The sequence below is a fragment of the Aliinostoc sp. HNIBRCY26 genome (assembly GCF_050235535.1).
GTDB lineage: Bacteria > Cyanobacteriota > Cyanobacteriia > Cyanobacteriales > Nostocaceae > Trichormus.
In genome coordinates this window covers 6,384,431-6,406,292 of sequence record NZ_CP189852.1, presented here as the reverse complement: position 1 = coordinate 6,406,292, position 21,862 = coordinate 6,384,431, and the positions used below count along the sequence as shown (strand labels likewise).

Annotated in this window: 20 protein-coding genes; 8 read left to right on the top strand and 12 right to left on the bottom strand. The window is 40.9% G+C overall.

What is annotated here, in order from left to right; translation table 11 throughout:
• Positions 1-110: 110 nt before the first annotated feature.
• The 4 genes from ACQFX9_RS27000 (at position 111) to ACQFX9_RS26985 (ending at position 3,747) form a co-directional block, all read left to right on the top strand.
• Positions 111-1,010 carry an alpha/beta hydrolase gene (locus ACQFX9_RS27000; protein WP_427159620.1) on the top strand — a complete coding sequence of 300 codons (900 nt, stop codon included), beginning with the start codon at positions 111-113 and terminating at the stop codon, positions 1,008-1,010.
• 285 nt (positions 1,011-1,295) lie between these two features.
• Positions 1,296-2,342, top strand: coding sequence for a helix-turn-helix domain-containing protein (locus tag ACQFX9_RS26995; protein WP_427159619.1), 1,047 nt, complete (start codon positions 1,296-1,298; stop codon positions 2,340-2,342).
• Positions 2,343-2,707: 365 nt separating this feature from the next.
• On the top strand, positions 2,708-3,049 hold the full coding sequence (locus ACQFX9_RS26990) for a hypothetical protein (RefSeq protein WP_427159618.1): 342 nt from the start codon (positions 2,708-2,710) through the stop codon (positions 3,047-3,049).
• An 11-nt stretch (positions 3,050-3,060) separates the two neighbouring features.
• Complete coding sequence (locus ACQFX9_RS26985) at positions 3,061-3,747, top strand: DUF6745 domain-containing protein (RefSeq protein ID WP_427159617.1); 687 nt, start codon at positions 3,061-3,063, stop codon at positions 3,745-3,747.
• Positions 3,748-3,793: 46 nt separating this feature from the next.
• Here ACQFX9_RS26985 and ACQFX9_RS26980 read toward each other — a convergent pair whose 3' ends face one another.
• The 4 genes from ACQFX9_RS26980 to ACQFX9_RS26965 form a co-directional block, all read right to left on the bottom strand.
• Positions 3,794-4,249, bottom strand: coding sequence for a cupin domain-containing protein (locus ACQFX9_RS26980; RefSeq protein WP_103137342.1), 456 nt, complete (start codon positions 4,247-4,249; stop codon positions 3,794-3,796).
• Positions 4,250-4,252: 3 nt separating this feature from the next.
• Complete coding sequence (locus ACQFX9_RS26975; protein ID WP_427159616.1) at positions 4,253-5,044, bottom strand: cysteine hydrolase family protein; 792 nt, start codon at positions 5,042-5,044, stop codon at positions 4,253-4,255.
• Positions 5,045-5,413: 369 nt separating this feature from the next.
• A complete protein-coding gene (locus ACQFX9_RS26970) occupies positions 5,414-5,938 on the bottom strand; it encodes a hypothetical protein (RefSeq protein WP_427159615.1) in 525 nt (174 codons plus the stop codon).
• A gap of 24 nt (positions 5,939-5,962) precedes the next feature.
• Positions 5,963-6,778 carry a DUF1963 domain-containing protein gene (locus ACQFX9_RS26965; protein WP_427159614.1) on the bottom strand — a complete coding sequence of 272 codons (816 nt, stop codon included), beginning with the start codon at positions 6,776-6,778 and terminating at the stop codon, positions 5,963-5,965.
• A gap of 298 nt (positions 6,779-7,076) precedes the next feature.
• Here ACQFX9_RS26965 and ACQFX9_RS26960 point away from each other — a divergent pair, with 298 nt between their 5' ends.
• Positions 7,077-9,218: a hypothetical protein gene (locus ACQFX9_RS26960; protein WP_427159613.1), complete on the top strand. Its 2,142-nt coding sequence runs from the start codon at positions 7,077-7,079 to the stop codon at positions 9,216-9,218.
• Positions 9,219-9,634: 416 nt separating this feature from the next.
• Here ACQFX9_RS26960 and ACQFX9_RS26955 read toward each other — a convergent pair whose 3' ends face one another.
• Genes ACQFX9_RS26955 through rpaB form a run of 3 tightly spaced genes read right to left on the bottom strand, consistent with a single transcriptional unit; the run spans position 9,635 to position 12,241 of the window.
• Complete coding sequence (locus ACQFX9_RS26955) at positions 9,635-11,092, bottom strand: FAD-dependent oxidoreductase (RefSeq protein WP_427159612.1); 1,458 nt, start codon at positions 11,090-11,092, stop codon at positions 9,635-9,637.
• Between the two features lie 60 nt (positions 11,093-11,152).
• On the bottom strand, positions 11,153-11,476 hold the full coding sequence (locus ACQFX9_RS26950) for a hypothetical protein (RefSeq protein ID WP_427159611.1): 324 nt from the start codon (positions 11,474-11,476) through the stop codon (positions 11,153-11,155).
• Positions 11,477-11,509: 33 nt separating this feature from the next.
• Complete coding sequence (gene rpaB, locus ACQFX9_RS26945; RefSeq protein WP_427159610.1) at positions 11,510-12,241, bottom strand: response regulator transcription factor RpaB; 732 nt, start codon at positions 12,239-12,241, stop codon at positions 11,510-11,512.
• A gap of 215 nt (positions 12,242-12,456) precedes the next feature.
• Between rpaB and ACQFX9_RS26940 the strand changes: the two genes are divergently transcribed.
• Positions 12,457-14,127, top strand: a complete 1,671-nt coding sequence (locus tag ACQFX9_RS26940; RefSeq protein ID WP_427159609.1) for a phosphatidylglycerol lysyltransferase domain-containing protein — start codon at positions 12,457-12,459, stop codon at positions 14,125-14,127.
• Between the two features lie 40 nt (positions 14,128-14,167).
• Here the strand turns inward: ACQFX9_RS26940 and ACQFX9_RS26935 are convergent, their stop codons facing one another.
• A complete protein-coding gene (locus ACQFX9_RS26935; protein ID WP_427163015.1) occupies positions 14,168-15,412 on the bottom strand; it encodes a transporter substrate-binding domain-containing protein in 1,245 nt (414 codons plus the stop codon).
• Positions 15,413-15,651: 239 nt separating this feature from the next.
• Between ACQFX9_RS26935 and ACQFX9_RS26930 the strand changes: the two genes are divergently transcribed.
• Positions 15,652-17,499 carry a vWA domain-containing protein gene (locus ACQFX9_RS26930; RefSeq protein WP_427159608.1) on the top strand — a complete coding sequence of 616 codons (1,848 nt, stop codon included), beginning with the start codon at positions 15,652-15,654 and terminating at the stop codon, positions 17,497-17,499.
• Positions 17,500-17,938: 439 nt separating this feature from the next.
• Here the strand turns inward: ACQFX9_RS26930 and ACQFX9_RS26925 are convergent, their stop codons facing one another.
• Both ACQFX9_RS26925 and ACQFX9_RS26920 read right to left on the bottom strand, forming a co-directional pair.
• Entirely contained in the window at positions 17,939-18,355 is a 417-nt protein-coding gene (locus tag ACQFX9_RS26925; RefSeq protein WP_427159607.1) for a type II toxin-antitoxin system VapC family toxin, read from the bottom strand.
• Positions 18,355-18,660 carry a type II toxin-antitoxin system HicB family antitoxin gene (locus ACQFX9_RS26920; protein WP_427159606.1) on the bottom strand — a complete coding sequence of 102 codons (306 nt, stop codon included), beginning with the start codon at positions 18,658-18,660 and terminating at the stop codon, positions 18,355-18,357. Before ACQFX9_RS26920 ends, ACQFX9_RS26925 begins: the two co-directional genes overlap by 1 nt.
• 135 nt (positions 18,661-18,795) lie before the next feature.
• Here ACQFX9_RS26920 and glpK point away from each other — a divergent pair, with 135 nt between their 5' ends.
• Positions 18,796-20,295 (top strand): glycerol kinase GlpK, encoded by a 1,500-nt coding sequence (gene glpK, locus ACQFX9_RS26915; RefSeq protein WP_427159605.1) that lies wholly within the window; start codon positions 18,796-18,798, stop codon positions 20,293-20,295.
• A 137-nt stretch (positions 20,296-20,432) separates the two neighbouring features.
• Here the strand turns inward: glpK and ACQFX9_RS26910 are convergent, their stop codons facing one another.
• The gene (locus tag ACQFX9_RS26910; RefSeq protein ID WP_427159604.1) at positions 20,433-21,410 is read right to left on the bottom strand and encodes a hypothetical protein; all 978 of its coding nucleotides are present in this window, start codon (positions 21,408-21,410) and stop codon (positions 20,433-20,435) included.
• 14 nt (positions 21,411-21,424) lie between these two features.
• Positions 21,425-21,670, bottom strand: a complete 246-nt coding sequence (locus tag ACQFX9_RS26905) for a hypothetical protein (RefSeq protein WP_103137138.1) — start codon at positions 21,668-21,670, stop codon at positions 21,425-21,427.
• Positions 21,671-21,862: the final 192 nt, after the last annotated feature.

The following is a 21,862-nucleotide window of genomic DNA, read 5'->3' as shown; positions in this document are numbered from 1 at the left end:
AGGGGTTTAACTGATTTTAATTTTAATGAGAAATTCTAATCGGGAAATATTAACCTTTTTTAGTTATTCCAGAATAATTTTTGCATCAAGTTTTGTGAAACTACCACACTATGGCCACAATCATTAAAAAAATGCCGCCTATATTACAAATGTGTTTCAAATTGCTACCTTTAGTTACAGCAGTAGTAGCGATCGCTTATTTGACAATTTGTATATTTCTCGCACGCCAACAAACTCGGTTTATTTTCTTTCCCTCCAGTGTTATCGAAGTTACACCAAAAGAGTTTAGCCTGTCCTATGATGATGTGTGGCTACCTGTAACAGCTAATTCAGGAAGGACAGAACGTATCCATGCTTGGTGGATACCAGCTAAATCTAAAAATGATCAAGTCTTATTATATTTGCATGGTAATGGTGAAAATATTGGTGCTAACGTTACTCATGCCAATAGATTCCACCAACTAGGATTTTCGGTACTGTTAATTGATTATCGCGGATATGGTCGCAGCGAAGGCGCATTTCCTGACGAAATGAGCGTCTATCAAGATGCTGCAACTGCTTGGAATTACTTAGTAAATCAAAGAAAAATCGACCCTAAAAATATTTTTATCTATGGACATTCTTTAGGGGGCGCAGTAGCAATTGATTTAGCAGTAAAACAACCCCAAGCCGCAGGTTTAATTGTTCAAGGCTCATTTACATCTATCCGAGAAATGATCGATTATCGTAATACGTTTCGTGCTTTCCCGATAGATTTAATTTTGAATCAGCGATTTGAATCTATTAAGAAAATACCACAATTGAAAATGCCAGTTTTATTCATTCATGGTACTGCTGATGAAACAGTACCATCCTTTATGAGTCAGAAATTATATGCTGTTGCACCAGAACCCAAAAAAATAATTTTATTTGAAGGTGCAGGACATAACAACGTAGCACAATTAGCAGGAAAGCAATATTTTCAATGGATAGAAGAGTTTGTGGAGAAGTCAAAGGTTAGTAGTCAATAGTCAATAGTCAATAGTCAATAGTCATTAGTCAATAGTCATTAGTCATTAGTCAATAGTCATTAGTCATTAGTCATTAGTCATTAGTCATTAGTCATTACTTCTACCTTGTCTCCCAGTCCCCAATCCCCAGTCCCCAATCCCCAGTCCCCAATCCCCAGTCCCCATAACCTGTATCGGGTGTTGAGAAATTCTGCAAATTAATACTGAAACTTCCGGATCTATTTGAGGACGAGGGGAGAAAATATACAGGCTCATCTGGTTTGCGTACTTAAATTTACTTTAATTATGTCTACTGCATCTGTATATTTATTAGATATGCCGGGAAAGTCGGTAGCTACACTTTCTCAAGATGAATTGCGATCGCTATTAGGTCAAATTGAAGCTCAACTTCATCGTAGTCAAGTTTATCGCCGCATAGTAACCAGATTACAAACATTACTTGGTGATGCTGGTGAACAAGCTAAGGTGTTATGTAAAGCTTTAGGTAGAGAAGCCATTGGTTTAACATTTCAACAGTTTTCTCAAGAATTTCCTCAGCAAGATCATCTTGATACTTCAACTAATGTTGCAACGGTTGATGAGCATAACTTATCTGATTTGCCAACGCAGGCATTATCAACTACACAGCAAGTAAGTTTAAATACAAATGCTAGTATTACTACAATCACAGAAGTTACAAATAATACTACTGATAACTCTATCAGTAAATTTATTCAACATTTAACTTCCAATAGTAAACCTACCAAAACTGAATTAGTTAAGCAACTAGCACAACAACAGCGTCTAGAGGCTGTGCGCCAAATCGGTTCACAACTCAAACAAGCCCGTGAACTGCAAAATAAAACTTTAGCGCAACTACATATATATACTCATATTCCGATTCCCCAGATGGCAGCAGTGGAAAATGCTGACTTAGAAATATTATCAGAGGATGTATATTTGCGTGATTGCATCCGCCTCATGGGTAATGCACTGGGAATGAATGGGATAATTTTAGCGGCTTCTCTACCTCCACTGGATAGAGTCAAATCAATGTTACCCCTATGGTGTCAGCCTCAGAAACCATCTTTAGATTTGAGGTGGGAAATTCGCCCACTACATTTATATCTAGGTTATACAGCCTTGGTTGCTGGAGCAGTAGGGGGATTATTCCATCTATCTCAACCACCAGCAACTACCAATCTATTAAATCCGCATCCGGTAAATCCTCCTGTTCCGTCAGTATCCGATTCGCCAAAATCTCAGCCAGGAGTCACTAATAAACCAGGAATTACAACTACCCCAACTGGTATTCGTGTCGGTAACGATATCGCCCCACCAGAAGTTTTTTAGGGACTTCTGGTAGGGGGCAGGGAGAAAGATCCCATTAATTTTGATGGGTTGCGGGTGTTTATAACCCAATACGGTTCAGTTAACGTTGTCAGCTTATCGATTTTAGAAGAACCAAGACTTGGGGGATTCTCCCCCAAACCCCCGATTGGGGGACGGTTGCGTCCCCCAAACCCCCTCCAAAAAATAGATCCGTTTTATGTGTAGCAGTTAATTTGTTTTCTTAACTGAACCGTATTGGTTTATAACCCTGGTTTTTGAAAAATTTGTGGAGATGGGGAGAGAATAACAAAAAATTACCAGACATTTTTAGTATTAATGTACTATAATAAGTTATTCCTCCCAATTACCCAAAATATTGCGTAAATATGCTGAATCATCGTCAAAACTCTCCAGTTAATTCAGCGAATGCCCTTTATAGACATGGTGACGTTTTATTGAGGCGGATAGGAACTATACCCAATCATGCCCAAAAGCGTTTAGGTACTGTTCTGGCTCATGGTGAAGTTACAGGACACAGCCACCGTGTCCAGCCATCTGATGCTGTACAGTTATGGGCGCATGGAAATGAGATGTTTTTGGAGGTGAAACAAACAGGCGCGACGTTGATTCATGAAGAGCATCGGGCAATTGAATTACCCCCAGGTATTTACCGTGTTTGGAAACAACGGGAATATCGTCCTGATGCTTATGTAGAGGTGGAAGATTAATGCTCAGATTCATGTCAAATGGGCGTATACCCAAAAAAGTAACGAAACAACAACCACAAGTCAGTAATGAGCCTGTATCACCGGGACTTGCACGCCGACTAATTCTTGAGCATCGCGCCATCCCTGGGATGCGGGTTTTAGGTCATTTGGATGTCAGTGATGCGCCACAGCTTTACCATCTACCGGAAAATCTCACCTGTGAAAGTTTAGATATTAGCGATTGTGTCAACTTAACTCAACTTCCGATAGGTCTTCATGTCACCCATTGGATTGAGTTAGCCGGAAGTGGGATTACTAGTTTAGAACCTGGACATGGTTTTGTTTTGCGGTGGCGGGGTGTACAAGTTAGTGACAAAATCGCCTTTGCCGGAGATAGTATCACTGGGCAAGATATCCTCAACACAGAGAATGTGGAATTACGCCGTGTGCTGATTGAGCGTGTGGGATACGAAAGATTTATCCAGCAAGTGGGAGGATTAATCCGTCACCGCGATCGCGATGCAGGAGGAGAACGCCAACTCATCTATATTCCTTTCGAGGATGACGAACCCCTCATGGTATTAAAGGTCATTTGCCCATCTACTGGACACATTCATGTATTACGTGTTCCCCCCTATATGCAGACTTGTCATCAAGCAGCAGCTTGGATTGCTGGATTTGATCACCCCGATGATTATCAGCCCTTAATTGAAGCCTAATCATCAGCCATTGAGCGCGCAAGGGCGGGGGAAAAGTCCAGCTACATTAACAAGAAACTAAAGCATCTAATCTTCCCAATACTGCCAAATCTTCTGCATCTAATTCTAAGGGTATCCCACTACGAATTAGTTCCGAGAAATCTTCATTAGGAACCATAATTGTTAATGTGTACAATCGACTATTACCTGTATTTCTAATTAAATGAGTTCCAGTTGGCGGTACTAATAAACTATCGCCGGCTTGAATCGGAACTCTCTTACCGTCGCAAATCGCCATCCCTTCGCCCTTTAATACAAAAAACATTTCTATCGCCCATTGATGGCGGTTTGGCGGTGTTTGTCCACCCACATCAAAAATCTCTAAACAGCAAGTCAAAGAAGTGTTAGCATTTGTGGAATCAAAGATAATTGCTAACCGATTCGTATCGTGGGGACTAATGCGATATACTTGATAATCTTGGGGAGATTTAATAATCGGAATTACACAACGAGTAGCGCGCATTGATCATTCCCCTCCTGTGCTTTCAAGATGATTTATAGCTGTGAAAATTGCTTGTGAATCACTGACAAAACCAAAACATTGTTTGACGTTGTATAACGTCGCTAACCAACAATAATCGGGGGAGGTTGTAGCTGTACAATCTTTAATTAAAATGCAGTCGTAGCCCAAAAAATTTGCATCACACAATGTTGTTAATACACATTGATCCGCATTCACACCAGCAAACAATAATGTTGTTATTCCTAAATTGCGGAGGATGCTATCCAAAGGCGTATCCCAAAAGCCACTCATGCGGTATTTATCAACACAAATGTCTTCTGGTAATTGGGTAAGTTCCTCGACGACAGCCGCAGCCCAACTCCCTGCTGCTAGTACCTTAGCACCATTGGTTGGCAATGGATCACCCAAACCTACACCATCACCAGTGGGGTTGTAGACATGGCGGGAAGCTGCGCTGATATTGAGTAAATCGGGACGATTTCCCCAATTAATCCAAATTACGGGTACATTGACTGCGCGTAGTTCTGGGAGTAAATTTTTTAAAGGGGCGATCGCCTGACGTGCAGGAGTTACATCCACACCGATATGCGCTAACCACCCATCAGGATGGCAAAAATCGTTTTGCATATCAATGACGAGGATGGCGGTTTTTGCTAAGTCTAAGCGCAGGGTTTTAGTTTCTGTGGAAAGGATGACGGGATATGGGGTTTTTGGGGGACGGGTGATATCTGCGATCGCTTGATTCACCATCCACGCATTCGGCGCAACTCCCAACATCCGCAAAGGCTGATTCATAAATTGCCATACCCAACAATATTTCTATTTTGTAGCGTGAAATCATCTTGAGAGTTAAATTACTTAACTAAACTTGAATTGAATGCCTTGGGATCAATAAAAATAGAAGCTATCGGTCTATCGCATTAATTTTAAAGTTTGTAGTTGGGCTAAAGTCTTTATCTTATCGCCACTACACAACAAAAACGCGGCAAAATTCGGGAAGCATTACGCACAGCCGAAGAAGCTTTAAAAATGCTGAAAGCCGGAGGAGAAAAAGAGGGAGAAAAAGAAGTTACCGAATTTATTAATACCTTGCGTCAGCAGTTATAGTTATATGAATAATTCATAATTCACATCAGTCTAATAGCCACCAATTGAGTGAAACCCTTAAGGAGTGCCTACAAATAAATTCGCCAATTTACTTGCAAGCCAGGAGCTGGCTACCCCAGTAACTATTGCAGAAACAGGTACAATCAAAAAATTACTAGCGGTGCCATTCACATCTATTGTTGTTCCCAAAAATGATGGCAGCTTTACGATCGCAGATGGTATCAATCCAGCCAGTACAATGGTCAAACCAATGGTGATCGCCTGAAATAAACAAGATGAAGAATTATGCCTGCTGTAAATAGCTAAAATAGCTACTAGGCAAGCTCCAGCGATCGCCCCTGTATAAGCAAAAAAAGGTAGTACAACAGGCAAAAAAATAAACCCCGCAGCTTGGGATTGTATCCATTCAGAGTGAAGCATTTGCAACCAGACAATCCCCGATAGCATAGTCAAAATTGCTCCGGCGATCGCTCCTAACAGTACCAGCACCACCGATACCAGAGATTGACTAGATATAAAAGCCACGACTCCAGCGACAATCAAGGGACTGACAATGAAAACTAGCAGTAGGTAATCTTGCATGGTTTAATCACGCCTGTTGCCTTCTTATGTACGCATAAAATAAGATTCGACCTTGCTAAAGTCTAAATTGGCTAGATCACTATCCTCAATAAAAAAGTAAAAATAATCACAAATATCATATGGGTGGTTAAGTTCCAAGAGCAATTGTCCCTTTGCGTCCCCTACCGTTTCGCTGACATAGGAGTGAAACTCTACTTCTCCACCGAGTTTGTTGATGCGCCGATCAATCGTTTCCTGATCATCTTGCTCATTCAACCAACCATTAAATTCCCGACAGAGCGTTTTCAGTTCTTCAGGAATATCAAAGGTCTTACCATACCCATCACGAGTAACACAAAATACATCTTGTTGTGCAGAAAAGGTTAATGAGTAAATTCCCTCATACCACTCTCGCTGGTAGGCAAACTCTCCTAAAAAGCTGAAGTCAGTGATTAAGTTATTTCTGTCCTGAATAATTTCAGAGAAATAGAGAATACGATGTTGTTCAGGACTTAGCTGAACCATCGGCACATCTAAGCCAGAGTAAAACTGTAAAATCCCCTTTCGGGGTAAGCTCAACCCGTCGATGATTGGCAATTCAGCACAGTTTACCTGCATCAGAAACATCATCATCTCACCCGTTTCGCGATCGCGGGGATAGTCTGTTTCTTTCGGTAGGTAAGGGTAGCCTCCAATTTTACTCTGCCAGGGTTCTAGGGGATCTCCATCCCAAGCCGCATTTAGCCATTCAACCTCTTCTCCCACATGGATTTTGATATAGGGTTGCAAGTCGGATTCTAGAAAAGGTCGCAGTGGCTCAAACTGAGATGGTAAATCACGCAAAAGAGGTGGAGTATCCATTGTGTCCTTATTTTTCGTTTCTAGTGCCAATTATCTGCCGTTGCTTCCAGCGTTAATAAAGTCTTCTGTTGCTAACACAACTGTAAACGAAGAAACAACTAACGTCAGTAGGCTATCCGCCAAAATACGGATACCGTTAGCGCAATATTAGACATAATTTCATTAGTCTATAAAAGCTGTAAACTCTCTCCCTTGCGCCCTGCACGCCTGCAAATACGAATAAAATACAACATCTCATTGCGGTTATCCCCATGTGTGGCATATAACCGACGAAACCTCGAACAATTTTATATAATCAATGATTTTCCGCCAACTCAGGCGATCGCTGCCACAACCAATTACCCAATTAATCCTCACTAGCTTACTGGTATGCTGGTTTGTAATTTTTGGATACAGTGCTAATGCTATAACTACGGAATATTTAACCGAACAAGGAACATTGTTTCGGCAAGCACTAGCATCTGCTAAATTAACGCCTGATGATCTCAAACGAGATCAAAAAGATATGGCTTTATGGGGTGGCGATCAATATCGAGTTAAAATGCTGGATCTGTTTTTTGACAATCCTTGGAAAATTAGTAGTTACACCCGCACCATGAGTAACGACTTATTAGCGGCTAAATCAGATTTAGCGTTACTGGCTGCTAGTGTCCACAGAAGAATTGATGCTGGGATGAATCCGGCGTTAAATCGAGACTTATTAAGCAAATACCAAAAACAAGTTAAAACACTGGGCGATGATGCTTTGGCTGTGAGTTTAAGTCAATTAACTGGTCAATCTGTTGAGAGCTTCAAAACTAAACAATATCAAGCCTTACCATCACAACTACGTTCTGAGATAGCCCAGTTTTTATTCACAATCCCCGATGTCCTGCACTACAGAGAATTGGGAATTTTGCGATCGCTCAAAAAATTACAATTGGATGCAGACGCGACTTATACTAATGTGCTTGACTACGTACTTCAAACTGTCAACCAAAGCACTGCTCAAGCACAGGATGAGACTCCAGAACAGGTAATTTTAATAGAATCGCTACTTGATAACGTTGATTTTAAATTCCTCAATACAGGAGCTATCTTAGCTATTAGTGCCACTCAACGATTGCAGACTCAATTGAGTCAACTAAATCTCCGTTCCTGGTTGGGTGATGACGATTACACTGTAGATACACCCCAAGGTAGAATCATCATCAGTGGTCAAGGTGATCATGTCTATCCTGCTGACGATTATTTACTCATAGTCGATTTGGCGGGTAACGATACTTACTCTGGTGGTGCTGCAAATCGAAATATCAGCCACGGTGTCAGTGTCACCATTGATTTAGCAGGTAATGATCATTATTCCAGTCCCCAGGGAAAAGTTCCCAGTTTTGGCGCAGGTATCTTCGGCTATGGGGTGCTGATGGATATGCAAGGTAATGATACCTACGAGGCAGAGTATACCAGCCAAGGTGTAGGGATTTTCGGTACAGGCATTCTGAATGACGCGCAGGGTGAAGACATCTATCGCGGCTTGGCTAACTTGCAAGGTAGTGGTAGTTTCGGCACAGGAGTGTTAGTAGATAATCAAGGCAGCGATCGCTATTCTTTATATAGATACGGCCAAGGCTACGGCTTTACTAAAGGGGTAGGGTTACTTTTAGACAGTGATGGTGATGATCATTACGTCGGTATGGAAGATAAATATCCTAATGGTGGCCCCTTCGGTTCAGAAAAACACATTCATTTTGCTCAAGGTGCTGCCTATGGTAGACGCGCAGATTACAATGATGGTCATAGCTGGGCTGGTGGTATCGGGATGTTAATAGATGCTACAGGCAATGACCGCTACGAATGTGATATTTACTGCCAAGGAACAGGTTATTGGTATAGCTTAGGCGTATTAGTAGACAAAACTGGAGATGATTACCACCGTAGCGGAGTCTATAGCTTGGGAGGTTCACCCCACTTTGCTATCGGTATTTATCAAGATGATAATGGCAGCGATCGCTATAATGTGAGAATTTCTCAGAGTCTAGGTCAAGGTCGTGATTGGAGTATAGGTTGGTTTGAAGACAGTGCAGGCAACGATTATTACTTAGGACATCACGGAATATTAGGTAGTGCCGATATTAATGGCATTGGCGTTTTCTGGGATAAAAAAGGTGATGATACTTATCTAACTTTTGCCGAACCCGCCTATGGACAATCTTTTGTTGAGGGTGCATCCGGTTTGCGCCAAATTATACTCACTTTAGGCTTATTTATTGATGGTGGCGGCAAAGATAATTACTTCTTAGTTCCAGAAAAATATAACCAAAACAAGCTGGAGGAAGTAGATATCAATCCGCAAGATTTAGTAATTAATCATGTGGTTGGCAATAATCGAATTTGGTGCCGTCCTTCCATTCCTCGTAATATGAAAAGAAGCTACGGTTGTGGTATCGATAATCAATCATAAAAACTCAAAATCCCAAGTTGGTATTATATAAATAGTGCAAAAAATTGTAGGTTGGGTTGACGTTAGGAAACCCAACATTGGTTATAGCGCAATACGGTTCAGTTAAGGTGGTGAGAGTTAATTTCTCAATTTTTGCTCTGCCTATTAGACAATGAGCAAGATTTGGGGTATTCTCCCCCAAGCCCCCGATTGGGGGACGGTTGCGTCCCCCAAACCCCCTCCAAAATCATTTTTTCGTTTTTTGTTGAGTGATCATTTGCTGGCTTGGTTGAAATTTATTTTTCTTATCTGAACCGTATTGGTTTATAGCGTTGGGTTTCGCAAAGCCTCAACCCAACCTACTCCTCATTCATCATTTAAGGCTTGTCACGCTACTACATACATTTCAAAAATCAAATATTAGTCCTATATGAATCCTATATAAAGTTATTTGAATTCATCAACCCCAAAAATAAAATCAATATAATCACTCCTCCCAACAGCCATAACAATTGAGTAGTACGCTCACTTTTAGCGAGAATTTCTGAATAAGAAAGTTCATGATTCTGAATTAATAAAAAGGAATGATTACTGAATATAAAAGGTAATAAACGATTCAAAATTAAGCGTGCGAAAAAATTAATACTCCACAGTCGTTTTCGCAAAGCATCTTGATTATATTGCCAAGGATAACTAATTTGTACTAAACGGATTAAGGCTTTTATATCTGGATATCTTAGGTCTTGATAGCGCGGTAGTGCTTGAGAAATATTATCTTGATTGGCGTTTAATAAATCCCATAAAATATAGATATCTTCTAAGGCAGAATTCACACCTTGTCCGATGTCGGGGGGAAAACAATGAACTGCATCTCCTAATAAAATTACGGCTGTTCCTTGGTCGATTTCCGGTTTACCCCAGATTTTATACAAGCCTGAACAGTATTGAGGCATAGGAAATTTACCCCCTTCACTGGATGTGAACCTAGCTATTTCTTCAGGAAGAATTATCTTTTCTATGGGTAACTGGGGAAAAGCTCGTTTGAAAAAATCTTCTACTTCTTCCTTAGTTTTTAATTGCCAGATGTGATGATCTTCATAGGTAATAATATTGGCAGTTCTTGGCTGATCCTGATTCTTCAAGGGTAATAATCCCAAAGAAATTGCTTTTTTACGCTCCTTAAAAGCGGATCTAATAGCATAAGCCATTGTAGATTGTGACACATCCCCTGAGCTTTCTGATAAAGGGAATTGAGGAGGTAAGGTAAGGACTTTATATTTTAAACCAGCACTAGGAGAGGAAAATTTTTGCATCTCAAATAAATCTGATTGACCTGCCATTTGATTAAGAGTTTGGCGGACAATAGAGTTTAATCCATCACAACCTACTATCAAGGTTGGCATGAAAGTCTGTTTTTCACCTGTGGAAGATTGGGTAACAACTTCTAAACGCTCTAGATTTTGTTTAATCTCTACACATTCAGTATTAAATAGAACCTGAACATTATCTGACCAACGCTGTTGAATTTCTTGATAAAGTAATTGTACAAATGATGCTCTTGGTAGCCAGTAGACTGTTTTGCGTTGAGAATCGGCAATGGGTAGTTTACTTGTTTTGCGTGTGCCGTCTTTTTGGATAATGGTTAAGTAAAAGTCAGTGTTAGGGACGCTCAACTCAGCGAGTTTAGTAGTTATCTCTAATAAATCGGTGAATTTCTGACCTCGACCATCAATTTGATAACTAAATGATTTATCTGGTTCATAATAATCTGCTGATGGTCTTTTTTCAATAACCGTAATCTCTTTCCAGCCTTTTTTAGCTAACATTAAAGCTGCACCTAATCCCGCAGGGCCTCCTCCGATAATCACAACGTTTTTCTTGTATAAATTATTCATTTGTGCAAATTTACTTGGTTAAACAACGCAAATTTTAGCACTTTACTTTTAGTGTTAAAATTAACTTTTAGGAATAAATCCACAGGTAAATGATGGTTGCCAACTCATAGAAGATTTAACTGCTACCAGCTCAATTTTACCTTGGGAATTACGATACCAAGATGTTGCTTGTAGCGGAACTTTAGGCGATGAGGGAATTTGTGCTTTTACTGCCTCAGTTTTGCGGTATGCAGCCAAATTGCGGATATCAGACCAAGTGCGATCGCTCCTCACTTGTTGAAGAGGATTTTGTGGCACACCACCCCGTCCCGTGGCAATAAAACTACTCCCACTGGTATCAGCACAACCTGTAGCAATTTGTTGTGATATTTCAGTAATATTCACAGGTAATGGCACTAAGCCAGAATTGGGGTTACTTTACTCATGATCTGTTGTAGAAATTCGTTGAAACAGATACCCACTACCCCTAGATGTCAGTATATATTCTGGATTGTCTGGGTCTTTTTCTAGCTTGGAACGCAATCTGGAAATATGCACATCGACTACACGAGTATCTGCATTTTGTTCTGCACTGTAACCCCACACCTGTTGTAAGATTTCTTTCCGAGAGAAGGATTTGCCACTGTTGCTAATCAGTAACTCTAACAAGCTATACTCTACGCCTGTGAGGCGAATCTTGTCATTACCTCTGTAAACTTGTCGCTTATTTGTATCTATTTTCAACGTATCTGCCTGAATTACCCCCGAACTGGGAAAACCTCTACTATTTGTTTTACTGACTCGCCGACGTAATATTGAACGGATTCGCGCTTCTAGTTCCTTGGGAGAGAATGGTTTAACTATGTAGTCATCAGCCCCCAATTCTAAACCAGTAATGCGGTCTGCAACATCTGACAATGCCGTCAGGAGAATAATGGGAATATCAGATTCTTTGCGTAGTTCTTGACAAACACCATAACCATCTAACTTTGGCATCATCACATCCAGAACTACCAAGTCTGGCGAGCAAGAGCGAAAAACTGTCAATGCTTCTTCACCATTGCTAGCCGTTACGACATCGTAGCCAATCATTGCAAGACGAGTCTCCAAAATGCGGCGAATACTTGCTTCGTCGTCTACCACCAAAATTTTTTCTGCACTACTTTTCAAATTGCCTACCGCTCCCTCAAGGCAATAACTTTAACTCATCACTATCATCCCTAAGTAGATCAATTTTGCCAGTCGTACTGCAACATATCTTAATTAAAATACTGAGTCACCAAAATTACATTTATAGTATTGCGCTGATTTTCGGTCACATCAATATCATGGTAAAAATGTAATTAAAATTACATGACATCTACTGGAAAACAATCTCTGAAATTATGAACAGTAAATTAAAAACTCAACTCAGCTTGTGGAGTATTGCTATCTTGACGGGGATAGTAGGAATCGTCAATTTGTTATCAGCAGTTACTCCTAGTTTAGCGGAGAGAAATCATTGGTTAAAAGAATTTCTGCCTTTTGAAGTTCGGGCGACTGGTCATATCTTTGCCGCCTTGACGGGATTCATTTTATTAACATTAGCTACTAATTTATGGCGACGAAAAAAAGTAGCTTGGATACTAACTATCTGTCTATTAATTATTTCCATAATGAGTCATTTAATTAAAGGATGGGATTATGAAGAGAGTATTTTATCTGGTGTTTTATTAGTGCAGTTAATTTGGATGCGCCATCTGTTTACAGCACAATCTGACCGTCCTTCAGTGGCGCGTGGTGTGCGGCTACTGATGGGTGCATTACTGTTTACCCTCGCTTACGGCACAGTGGGATTTTATTTATTAGATGGCAAATTCACCGAAAATTTTAATTGGGGTGAAGCAATTTTGCAAACCTTTGCCATGTTTTTTACAGAAGATAATTGGGGGTTAAAACCCAAAAGTCAGTTTGGGGGATTTTTTGCTGATTCTATTTATGTTATTGCCGCTAGTACAATCACATTTGCTGTGGTGATGTTGTTACAACCAGTATTTTTACGCAATCCAGCCACCGTAAAGGAACACAGAAAAGCTGAAGATATCGTACAGCAATATGGACATTCTTCTTTAGCAGCGATCGCACTTTTAAATGACAAAAGCTATTATTTCAGTCCTTCTGGTCAGAGTATCATTGCTTATGTCCCCAAGGGTAGGGGTGCGATCGCTTTAGGTGATCCCATTGGCCCCATTGCAGACAGAAAAGAAGTAATTGTGAGTTTCCAAGAATTCTGTCAACGTAATGATTGGTATCCAGCTTTTTACCAGACTTTACCTGATCATCTGGAACTATATACCTCATTGGGGTTTAGAGTTCTCAAAATTGGCGAAGAGGCGATAGTGGATCTGAAAACTTTTAGCTTACAAGGTAAAGCCGGTAAAAACTTTCGCTCATCCATCAACCGTTTAACAAAATCAGGCTATCGAGTCAGTTTTTATCCACCACCAATTACAGACAAATTATTGCAGCAACTCAAATCAGTGAGTGATGAATGGTTAAAAATGGTGCAAGGTTCAGAAAAACGCTTTTCTGTGGGATGGTTTGATGAAGCTTATTTACGAGGCTGTGAAATAGCGATCGTACACAATCCCGACGGGGGAATCGATGCTTTTGTCAATATTATGCCTAAATACCAACGTAACCAAGGAGCTATTGATTTGATGCGCCATCGCCAATCAATGGAAAATGGCACAATGGATTTTTTATTTACATCCCTATTACAACATCTGCAAAATCAGGGTTACGACAGTTTTAACTTTGGGTTATCTGCATTAGCGGGAGTAGGGGAAAAACCAGAATCGCGACGATTAGAGAAGGGATTGCGTTATTTATATGAACATTTAAACAATTTTTATAATTTTCAGGGACTACACGCCTACAAAGACAAATTTCATCCCCAGTGGGAAGGACGTTATCTGATTTATCCCAGTTTAACTGCTTTACCTGATGTCATTGTGGCACTGATTCGCGCTGATTCAGGCGATCGCCTCCTTGATTATTTCCAACCAGGCGCGTAAATGAGCAACATTAGCCACTAAAGCTAATGTTGGCTCACCATCAAGATTTATCAACCTCAAACCACTTATCATAGAGTGCTTGATAAGTGCCATTTTCCTTTAAACTCAGTAAAACTCGATTGATTTGTTTACGGTAGGGACTATCATTAGGCAAAACAATGCCGTAATTTTCCTCACGGAAGATACTACCCACCACTTCAACCTTTCCTTTACCTTCATTCGCCGCATAAAACAGCAGCACTGGCGAGTCAAACACCACAGCATCTGCTTTTTTACTCAGTAAAGCCTCATAAGCCTGCTCAATTTTGGCAACTTCCTGCACAGGAATTCTGTGTTCTTTCAGGTAAGTTGCAGCCGTACTACCGGCGGTAGTAGCGACGACATGACCAGGTAAATCACTGACACTACTAATCTCTCCCTGTAGCTGCTGTACAGTTAAGGAAGTAGTAGCACTGGCTGTAAAGTAAGCGACAAATAAAACACCGATAAACATCCAGATAATAGCGATAAACCTACCAATAGCACCTTTGGGCATTTCATCGGCTTGAGTCGCTAATGTTGCAGCCGCCCACCAAGAAGCTTTGAAAATCCCAGGAATGTATGATTTAGATATCATCCCTTCTTCATGATTCCGTTCTGATAACCAAATTACATGAGCCGCAAAAACAATTAACACCAACGCCAAACCAATAACCTGCAACAAAGAAGCAGAGAAAAACAGTTGGAAAATATTGGGAACACCACCACCGCCAGTCTCAGAATTTCTCACCATGATTTGTAAACCCCCAGCAAACATGGGTAAAGAGAAATCAAATTGCTGTTGGCGTTCGGCGGTAATTGAGATAGCTGCAATCCCGACATTGGCTTTACCATCTTTCACAGCAGAAAGTAAATTTGCCACATTGGGATATTCCACAAACTGATAATTTAAACCTATTTCCTTAGCAATACTTTGCCAAAGGTCAATACTAAATCCTGATAGTTTACCTTTATCTTTATCTGCAATCACAAAAGGTGGGATAACTCGTGTAGCCACCAACATCTTATCTGTAGCTGTAGCTGTAGGTGTTGGTGTTTCTGTGGGTGTTGGTGTTGCTGTAGGTGTCGGTGTTGGTGTCTGAGTCAAACCTGGATGTATTACCAAAAACAAAACTAGTATGAAACTTCCCAACCCCAGACTAATAGGTGGTATTAATGAACGCCTACCTTTTCGAGTAGTAGGAGTGACTAATCGCCTAAAACTATTGATACATAGGCGAAATATTCTGGCGATCGCAATGAGCATAGGCATTTTCTTGCAGTAAAATCCAATACTCCTTTATAGTGCAATGCTTACCTATGAGCAATAGAGGAATTGGGGACTAATCAATTCAAAATTCAAAATTCAAAATTCAAAATAAAAGATTCTGTTCCCTGTTTCCTGTTCCCTAATGCCCTAAAAACACTTTTTTTACTGGGTACACTGAAATACAGAGCATATGATCAAGCTAACTACTGTTTAACAATCATTTCAAGGTGGAAAATATGATTAAAACAAGTTACGCATTTGACCCAGCTATCTTAACTGTCGGTTCTTCATTAAAAACAAACGCGTTGCTGCGATTTCGGGCTGATATACCAGAATCTCCCCGACGGGATCTTAACTTGTCCCTGGTAATTGACCGTTCTGGCTCTATGGCTGGTGCGCCTTTATTTCATGCACTCAGGGCGGCGGAATCTGTGGTAGACCAACTAGAGGCTAATGATATCCTCTCAGTAGTTGTATACGATGATGCTGTAGATACAGTAGTTCCACCCCAACCAGTCACAAATAAATCTGCGTTGAAAAATGCTCTGCGTCGGGTTCACGCAGGTGGTATTACTAATCTATCTGGGGGATGGCTTAAGGGTTGTGAATATGTGAAGCAGAAACTTGACCCACAAAAAATCAACCGTGTACTGCTGCTTACCGATGGTCACGCTAATATGGGGATTCAAGACCCCAAAATCCTCACAGCGACAGCCGGTCAAAAAGCTGAGGAAGGTGTAATCACAACTACATTAGGGTTTGCCCAGGGTTTTAATGAAGATTTACTGATTGGAATGGCAAGGGCTGCTAGTGGTAACTTCTACTTTATTCAAAGTGTTGATGAAGCTTCGGAAGTATTTAGCATTGAATTAGATAGTCTTAGAGCCGTAGTCGGGCAGAATCTCAAAGTCACCTTAGAACTAGCTAATGGTGTAAATCTGGTTGATATTTTAAGTCTGGCTAAAGTCAGCCAAAATCAACAAGGTCAATCGGTAATTACTCTAGGGGAACTCTACGAGGGTGAAGATAAACTTTTAGGGTTAAGCCTAGAAGTCTCGGCGGCTAAAGTTGGTGAATTACCTTTGATGAAACTGCATTACAGTGCCGATGTGGTGCAGAATAATGTCATTCAACGTGTTTCAGGTATAACCGATGTCATCGCTAAAGTCGGTACAGTTGAGGAATCTGCTTTTGCGGCTTCTAGTGATATTCTCCTGGACTTGAGCCGTTTGACTATTGCCAAGGCGAAAGAAACTGCCCTTGATTTAGCGGAACATGGTAAGCATCAAGAAGCAGAAAAAATCTTACGTTCTCTGATTGAGGAATTGCGAAACAAAGGTTTGAATGAGAACTTTGAAATTGCTGAGGAGATAGACCAACTAGAGTATTTTGCTAGCCGCATTGCCCAAAGAACTTTAGGTAATGCAGGACGTAAAGAACTATTAGATCAAACCTATCAGGCGATGAACCGCACCCGTACCGATTTGGTGGGTCGTGGCGTGACTGCGGGTGATGAAATATACGCCATGCCCACCGTCAACGATGTGGGTTCAGGTGTGGAATTACAGTGTGTGCGGGAAGGTGGTAAGCTGCGGGTCAAAGTCCTGTCTGATGGTTATGATACTACCAAAAATGTCCAATTTCCCCGTGCTATTCGTGCAGAGGGAGCGCGCTACGTTGTGCAAGGGGTGGAACTGTCAACTGATGGTAGTTTTTATCGTGTAACTGGTCAAATTAACCGTTTAACTAAACCCGGTGAAGCTGATATTTTCGTTGCACCCAGACAATCAAGGTCTGTGAGTACAGGTAAAGCCTCTAAAGGCCCTGCAAGTGCGGCGGACTTGCCTACCACTGACACTGTAAATGATGGCATTTTGGTGCAGTGTGTCAAAGACGGCAGCAAGTTACGGGCTAGAGTGGTTTCTGATGGGTATGAACCCGATTGGAATATGCGTTTCCCTCGCTCAGTGCGTGAGGAGGGAATGCTGTACGTTGTAGACGAGGTGAAAACTGGCCCTGATGGCAAGTCTTATATTGCCTGTGGGGAAATTAAACGTTTCGTACAGCCGAATACGACTAATTGAGACGTTTTTAGTTAAAAACCATACTATCCCTCTTTTGTCAGAGTAGGAGAATGCAATCACCCAAATGCTTAGAGGGCTTTAATTTCCAAGTTTTGTCTATAAATTTCAGTTTCGTACCGACTTACATCGCCTAACCCAACAGTCATTAGCTTAAATAGTGAGTTAATCATCTTTTTAATTAGTAATAGTTCAGATGTTAATATCACTTCGGTTTTGGTTTTATTCTTACTACCTTTTGGTCTGACGTTAGGGAACCCAACATTGGTTATGGCGTTGGGTTTCGCAAAGCCTCAACCCAACCTACATCTACATCTAATACACGATTTTAGCCTTGCCACGCCACTACGTGTATTTCAGAAATCAAATATGAGTCTTGTATGATTTCTATAGTAATTCGTAATCTTTCATTAAAGATATTAATATCGACAACAAATAACATCTATATTGACCAATCTTGAATAATCAAGCCTGGAATTTTCTCAAAATCTCGACGATTTCTAGTTAAGAGAATACCTTGATGACCTATAACTATCGATGCAATGCGTAAATCTTGAGTGCCAATACGAATACGTTGATTTCTCAAGCTCTGGTATATATCTTGAGATTTTTCGTCATACTGAAGAATATTAAATTCAGACAAAAGCATCACTGTTTCTACTAGCCAATAGTAAGCATGAGATTTTAATTGTCCATTTTTTGCCTCGGCAACTTGAGCTAAACGACCTCTTAACTGTTCCTCAACATTAATTGCAGTTGTTGTTAATTGTATTTTTGCTGCCAGGAGTCTGGATATAATATTAGGGTGATTTCTGCCATAAAGACTTAAGTGATCTGTATCTAAAACGTAATTTGTCATCACTCATCTGTCTTTATATTTGATTCTGCACGGATCATTGCTAGCTTCTCCATAAAATCATCAAATGATGGATCATCAGCAAATATGCCAGCATACTTCATCTGAGTTGTTTCCTGATGAGGATCTGTTTTTGGGTTGACTTCAATAGTCATGAACTTACCTGTAGCTAATTGTGCTTCTAAGACAGATTTAATTTTGGCAATTACTTCTGCTTCTGTATTAGCCTCTGCTATGACATTTGGCATACCAACCACTGAGGCGATAAAGTTATCCTGTTGATTTTGAACAAAAATCTGGTATTGCATAATTAGTTATCTATAAATAAAAATTGCATACAATCACATTATAATTAACAACGATGCCTGTGACGTGTGACGGGTTTCACCTACACACCAACGATTTATATTAATTCTAAAAATTTTGAATTCCTTGAAGAGAGAATGCAGACATTGAGCAGCACATCATCACGGTATATCTTAGCGTTGGATTTAGGTACGACAGGCAACCGCGCTTTTATCTTCAACGCAGATGGTAAGATTGTCGGACAAGCATATAAAGAACTCACACAATATTATCCCCAGCCGGGATGGTTGGAACATGACCCGCAAGAAATTTGGGATGATGCTTGCTGGGTAATTAAAAATGCTATCTCGCACGCTCAAATTACCCCATCGGAAATTGCTGCTATTGGTTTGACTGTACAACGAGAAACTTGTTTACTCTGGGATAAAACCACAGGGAAACCATTACACAAGGCCATTGTTTGGCAAGATAGGCGGACTGCTCCTTTGTGTAATCAATTACAAGAAAAAGGCTATGCTGAAGAAATATACGATCGCACTGGTTTAGTTATCGATGCTTATTTCTCGGCAACTAAGCTCAGATGGCTATTAGACCAGATGAGCGGCGTTGATTTAAGTCATGTCTTGGCAGGTACAATTGATACCTGGATATTGTGGCAATTAACAGGTGGGAAAGTCCACGCCACCGACCACAGCAACGCTAGCCGCACCATGTTAATGAATCTCACAACCTGCGAATGGGATGAGAGATTATTAGAGATTTTCCAAATTCCGACGCAGATATTGCCGCAAATCCAACCCAGCTTAGGCGAATTTGGCGTTACCGATGCTGATTTACTCGGTGCAGCAATTCCCATTACAGCTATTTTAGGTGATCAGCAAGCCGCTTTATTTGGTCACGGCTGCGATCGCCCTGGTTTGATGAAATGTACTTACGGCACTGGTAGCTTTTTGGTGGCTCATACTGGAAAAGAAATTGTGCGATCGCCAAATAAATTAATCTCTACAGTTGCTTGGACACAAACCAATGCCAGTCAAACTTTAAATGTCGGCTATGCCCTAGAAGGCAGTATGTTTACTAGTGGGGCTTGTATTCAATGGTTGCGAGACAGTCTCAAGTTCATTAAAACGGCGGCGGAAACAGAGACAATGGCGACGCAGGTATCAGACAACGGCGGAGTTTATTTTGTCCCAGCGTTTAGTGGATTAGGCGCGCCCTACTGGGATATGACCGCTAGAGGTGCATTCTTAGGCATTACCGCCAGCGTCCAACCCCAGCATTTAGTCAGAGCCGTATTAGAAGCGATCGCCTATCAAGTGGTAGAAGTAGTACAAGCCATTAACACCTCATGTAGTCATCCCATGCAGCGTTTAATAGTTGATGGTGGTGCTTGCGAAAATAATTTCCTGATGCAATTCCAAGCCGATGTATTAGGAATACCAGTAGAACGTCCCACCATGCGCGACACCACCGTCCAAGGTGCAGCCTTTGCCGCCGGTTTAGCCGTAGGATTTTGGGACAGTTACACAGCATTAGTCAACCAACGACAAATTGACCGCATATTTGAACCAAACCCCATCACACATAACTTTGCCACTTGGCAACAAGCCGTCAAACGCACCTTAGATTGGGCATAGGGATAGGGCATAGGGCATAGGGCATTGAAGTCAAATCTCCCTTGTCTACCTTGTCTCCCTTGTCTCCCCAATCCCCAATCCCCAATCCCCAATCCCCAATCCCCAATCCCCAATCCCCAATCCCCAATCCCTAATCCCTAATTCGCCAAATCTACATCCAAAGTGTAGAAACCAACCTTTTCCGGCATTCTGTCGAATCTGCCGATGCGATAACCGCGTGATAGTTCGTTTAAGACTTTGCCTTTAACCTCACGGTAATCTTCATCATTGATGTCTCCATATAAACCTGTGACGACTTCCGCCACACTAAATACTTTTCCTGGATGGTGTCGAAAGAAAACAGTGAGAGCATCAATTAAAAATTGACCTTCATAGGGTTTGAGCATCGGCACAACTTTAGCTTTCGGAACTATTAAAGGTGGCTTCCTCTTACTTTTGCCATTGCGAGAGTAAGTATGAGTGCGATTAGAATTAACCAAAGTTAAATCTATGGTGTAACAACCAGGTTCGTCAGGTATTCCAAACCATACCTTTCTTTCTCTACCTTGGGTGAGGGAAGATTGAACTCTACCTTTAACTACTTTAAAAATATGTGGATCTAACTCACCATAGAGCGATCGCACGATGAAATCTATATGACAGACAGCACCCAAGTGTTCCTGTAGTAACTTTTGAATAGCTTCCATCCGACTCATCGCTTTATACTCAGGTAGCATAGGGAAATCAATTCCCTTAATGCTTTCTGCTGTCACTTGTGGACTAAATGCAGCTTCCGTTTCTCCAAAGGTCGCTGCGTCTTCGTCTTCTTCACTATCAGCGCTGGATTCTACTGAATTCACGGCTACCTGAGAAACTTGATCAGACGAAGACAACAAAGGCTCATCTTGATGATGATTAGATACATCTTGACCGACTTCGAGGGTAGCAACTTGGCTTTTAGTGTCTGTAACCACAGACCATTGAGCTAACAAAGCTTGTACATGATCAAGTTGCGATCGCGCCTGTGTGTACAGAGTTTCATACTCTTCTACAAGACGACTGTAGTAGTCCCTGAGTTCTAATAATGGTGAGATGAAGTCCTGCGGGGGGGGTTCTAAATTTAATTGATTATTCATTGTGTAGTTCTCAATCAACCTAAATCAGTATCACTTTTATAAGACATGGGTCGAGGTTTAGCCTTACGAGATGGCTGTTGAGATTTTTTCGGTGGTTGTGGCGGACGACATCTTTCACAATATAAAGGACGAGGGCCGAAAGTCTCACGTTTTGTAGCTTCGTTGCACTCTTTACAGACAAAATTAAACACGCGAGTGTGAATCAGTCTTTGATGAGCTTTGACTGTATATTCTCTAACATCAATTAACTTACTGGGCATAATCAAAAAAGTGAAGTTGCAATCCTATCAATATAGCTATTCAAGCAAACAAATTGAGATCCGTGTGTGTTTCGTCATCTACTTGATTCTCATCAGCAATCTTGTGCAGAAGGATAGATGTAAAGTAGGCATAGTAGAAACCAGGAGCAATCAATCAGTTGTTTTATTAGCATATAGTTCATTATCGACATT

Bases quoted from the DNA above. Each gene is read 5' to 3' on its own strand.
- ACQFX9_RS27000 (WP_427159620.1), top strand. From the start codon at position 111: ATGGCCACAATCATTAAAAAAATGCCGCCTATATTACAAATGTGTTTC.
- ACQFX9_RS26995 (WP_427159619.1), top strand. From the start codon at position 1,296: ATGTCTACTGCATCTGTATATTTATTAGATATGCCGGGAAAGTCGGTA.
- ACQFX9_RS26990 (WP_427159618.1), top strand. From the start codon at position 2,708: ATGCTGAATCATCGTCAAAACTCTCCAGTTAATTCAGCGAATGCCCTT.
- ACQFX9_RS26985 (WP_427159617.1), top strand. From the start codon at position 3,061: ATGTCAAATGGGCGTATACCCAAAAAAGTAACGAAACAACAACCACAA.
- ACQFX9_RS26980 (WP_103137342.1), bottom strand. From the start codon at position 4,249: ATGCGCGCTACTCGTTGTGTAATTCCGATTATTAAATCTCCCCAAGAT.
- ACQFX9_RS26975 (WP_427159616.1), bottom strand. From the start codon at position 5,044: ATGAATCAGCCTTTGCGGATGTTGGGAGTTGCGCCGAATGCGTGGATG.
- ACQFX9_RS26970 (WP_427159615.1), bottom strand. From the start codon at position 5,938: ATGCAAGATTACCTACTGCTAGTTTTCATTGTCAGTCCCTTGATTGTC.
- ACQFX9_RS26965 (WP_427159614.1), bottom strand. From the start codon at position 6,778: ATGGATACTCCACCTCTTTTGCGTGATTTACCATCTCAGTTTGAGCCA.
- ACQFX9_RS26960 (WP_427159613.1), top strand. From the start codon at position 7,077: ATGATTTTCCGCCAACTCAGGCGATCGCTGCCACAACCAATTACCCAA.
- ACQFX9_RS26955 (WP_427159612.1), bottom strand. From the start codon at position 11,092: ATGAATAATTTATACAAGAAAAACGTTGTGATTATCGGAGGAGGCCCT.
- ACQFX9_RS26940 (WP_427159609.1), top strand. From the start codon at position 12,457: ATGAACAGTAAATTAAAAACTCAACTCAGCTTGTGGAGTATTGCTATC.
- ACQFX9_RS26935 (WP_427163015.1), bottom strand. From the start codon at position 15,412: ATGCTCATTGCGATCGCCAGAATATTTCGCCTATGTATCAATAGTTTT.
- ACQFX9_RS26930 (WP_427159608.1), top strand. From the start codon at position 15,652: ATGATTAAAACAAGTTACGCATTTGACCCAGCTATCTTAACTGTCGGT.
- ACQFX9_RS26925 (WP_427159607.1), bottom strand. From the start codon at position 18,355: ATGACAAATTACGTTTTAGATACAGATCACTTAAGTCTTTATGGCAGA.
- ACQFX9_RS26920 (WP_427159606.1), bottom strand. From the start codon at position 18,660: ATGCAATACCAGATTTTTGTTCAAAATCAACAGGATAACTTTATCGCC.
- glpK (WP_427159605.1), top strand. From the start codon at position 18,796: ATGCAGACATTGAGCAGCACATCATCACGGTATATCTTAGCGTTGGAT.
- ACQFX9_RS26910 (WP_427159604.1), bottom strand. From the start codon at position 21,410: ATGAATAATCAATTAAATTTAGAACCCCCCCCGCAGGACTTCATCTCA.
- ACQFX9_RS26905 (WP_103137138.1), bottom strand. From the start codon at position 21,670: ATGCCCAGTAAGTTAATTGATGTTAGAGAATATACAGTCAAAGCTCAT.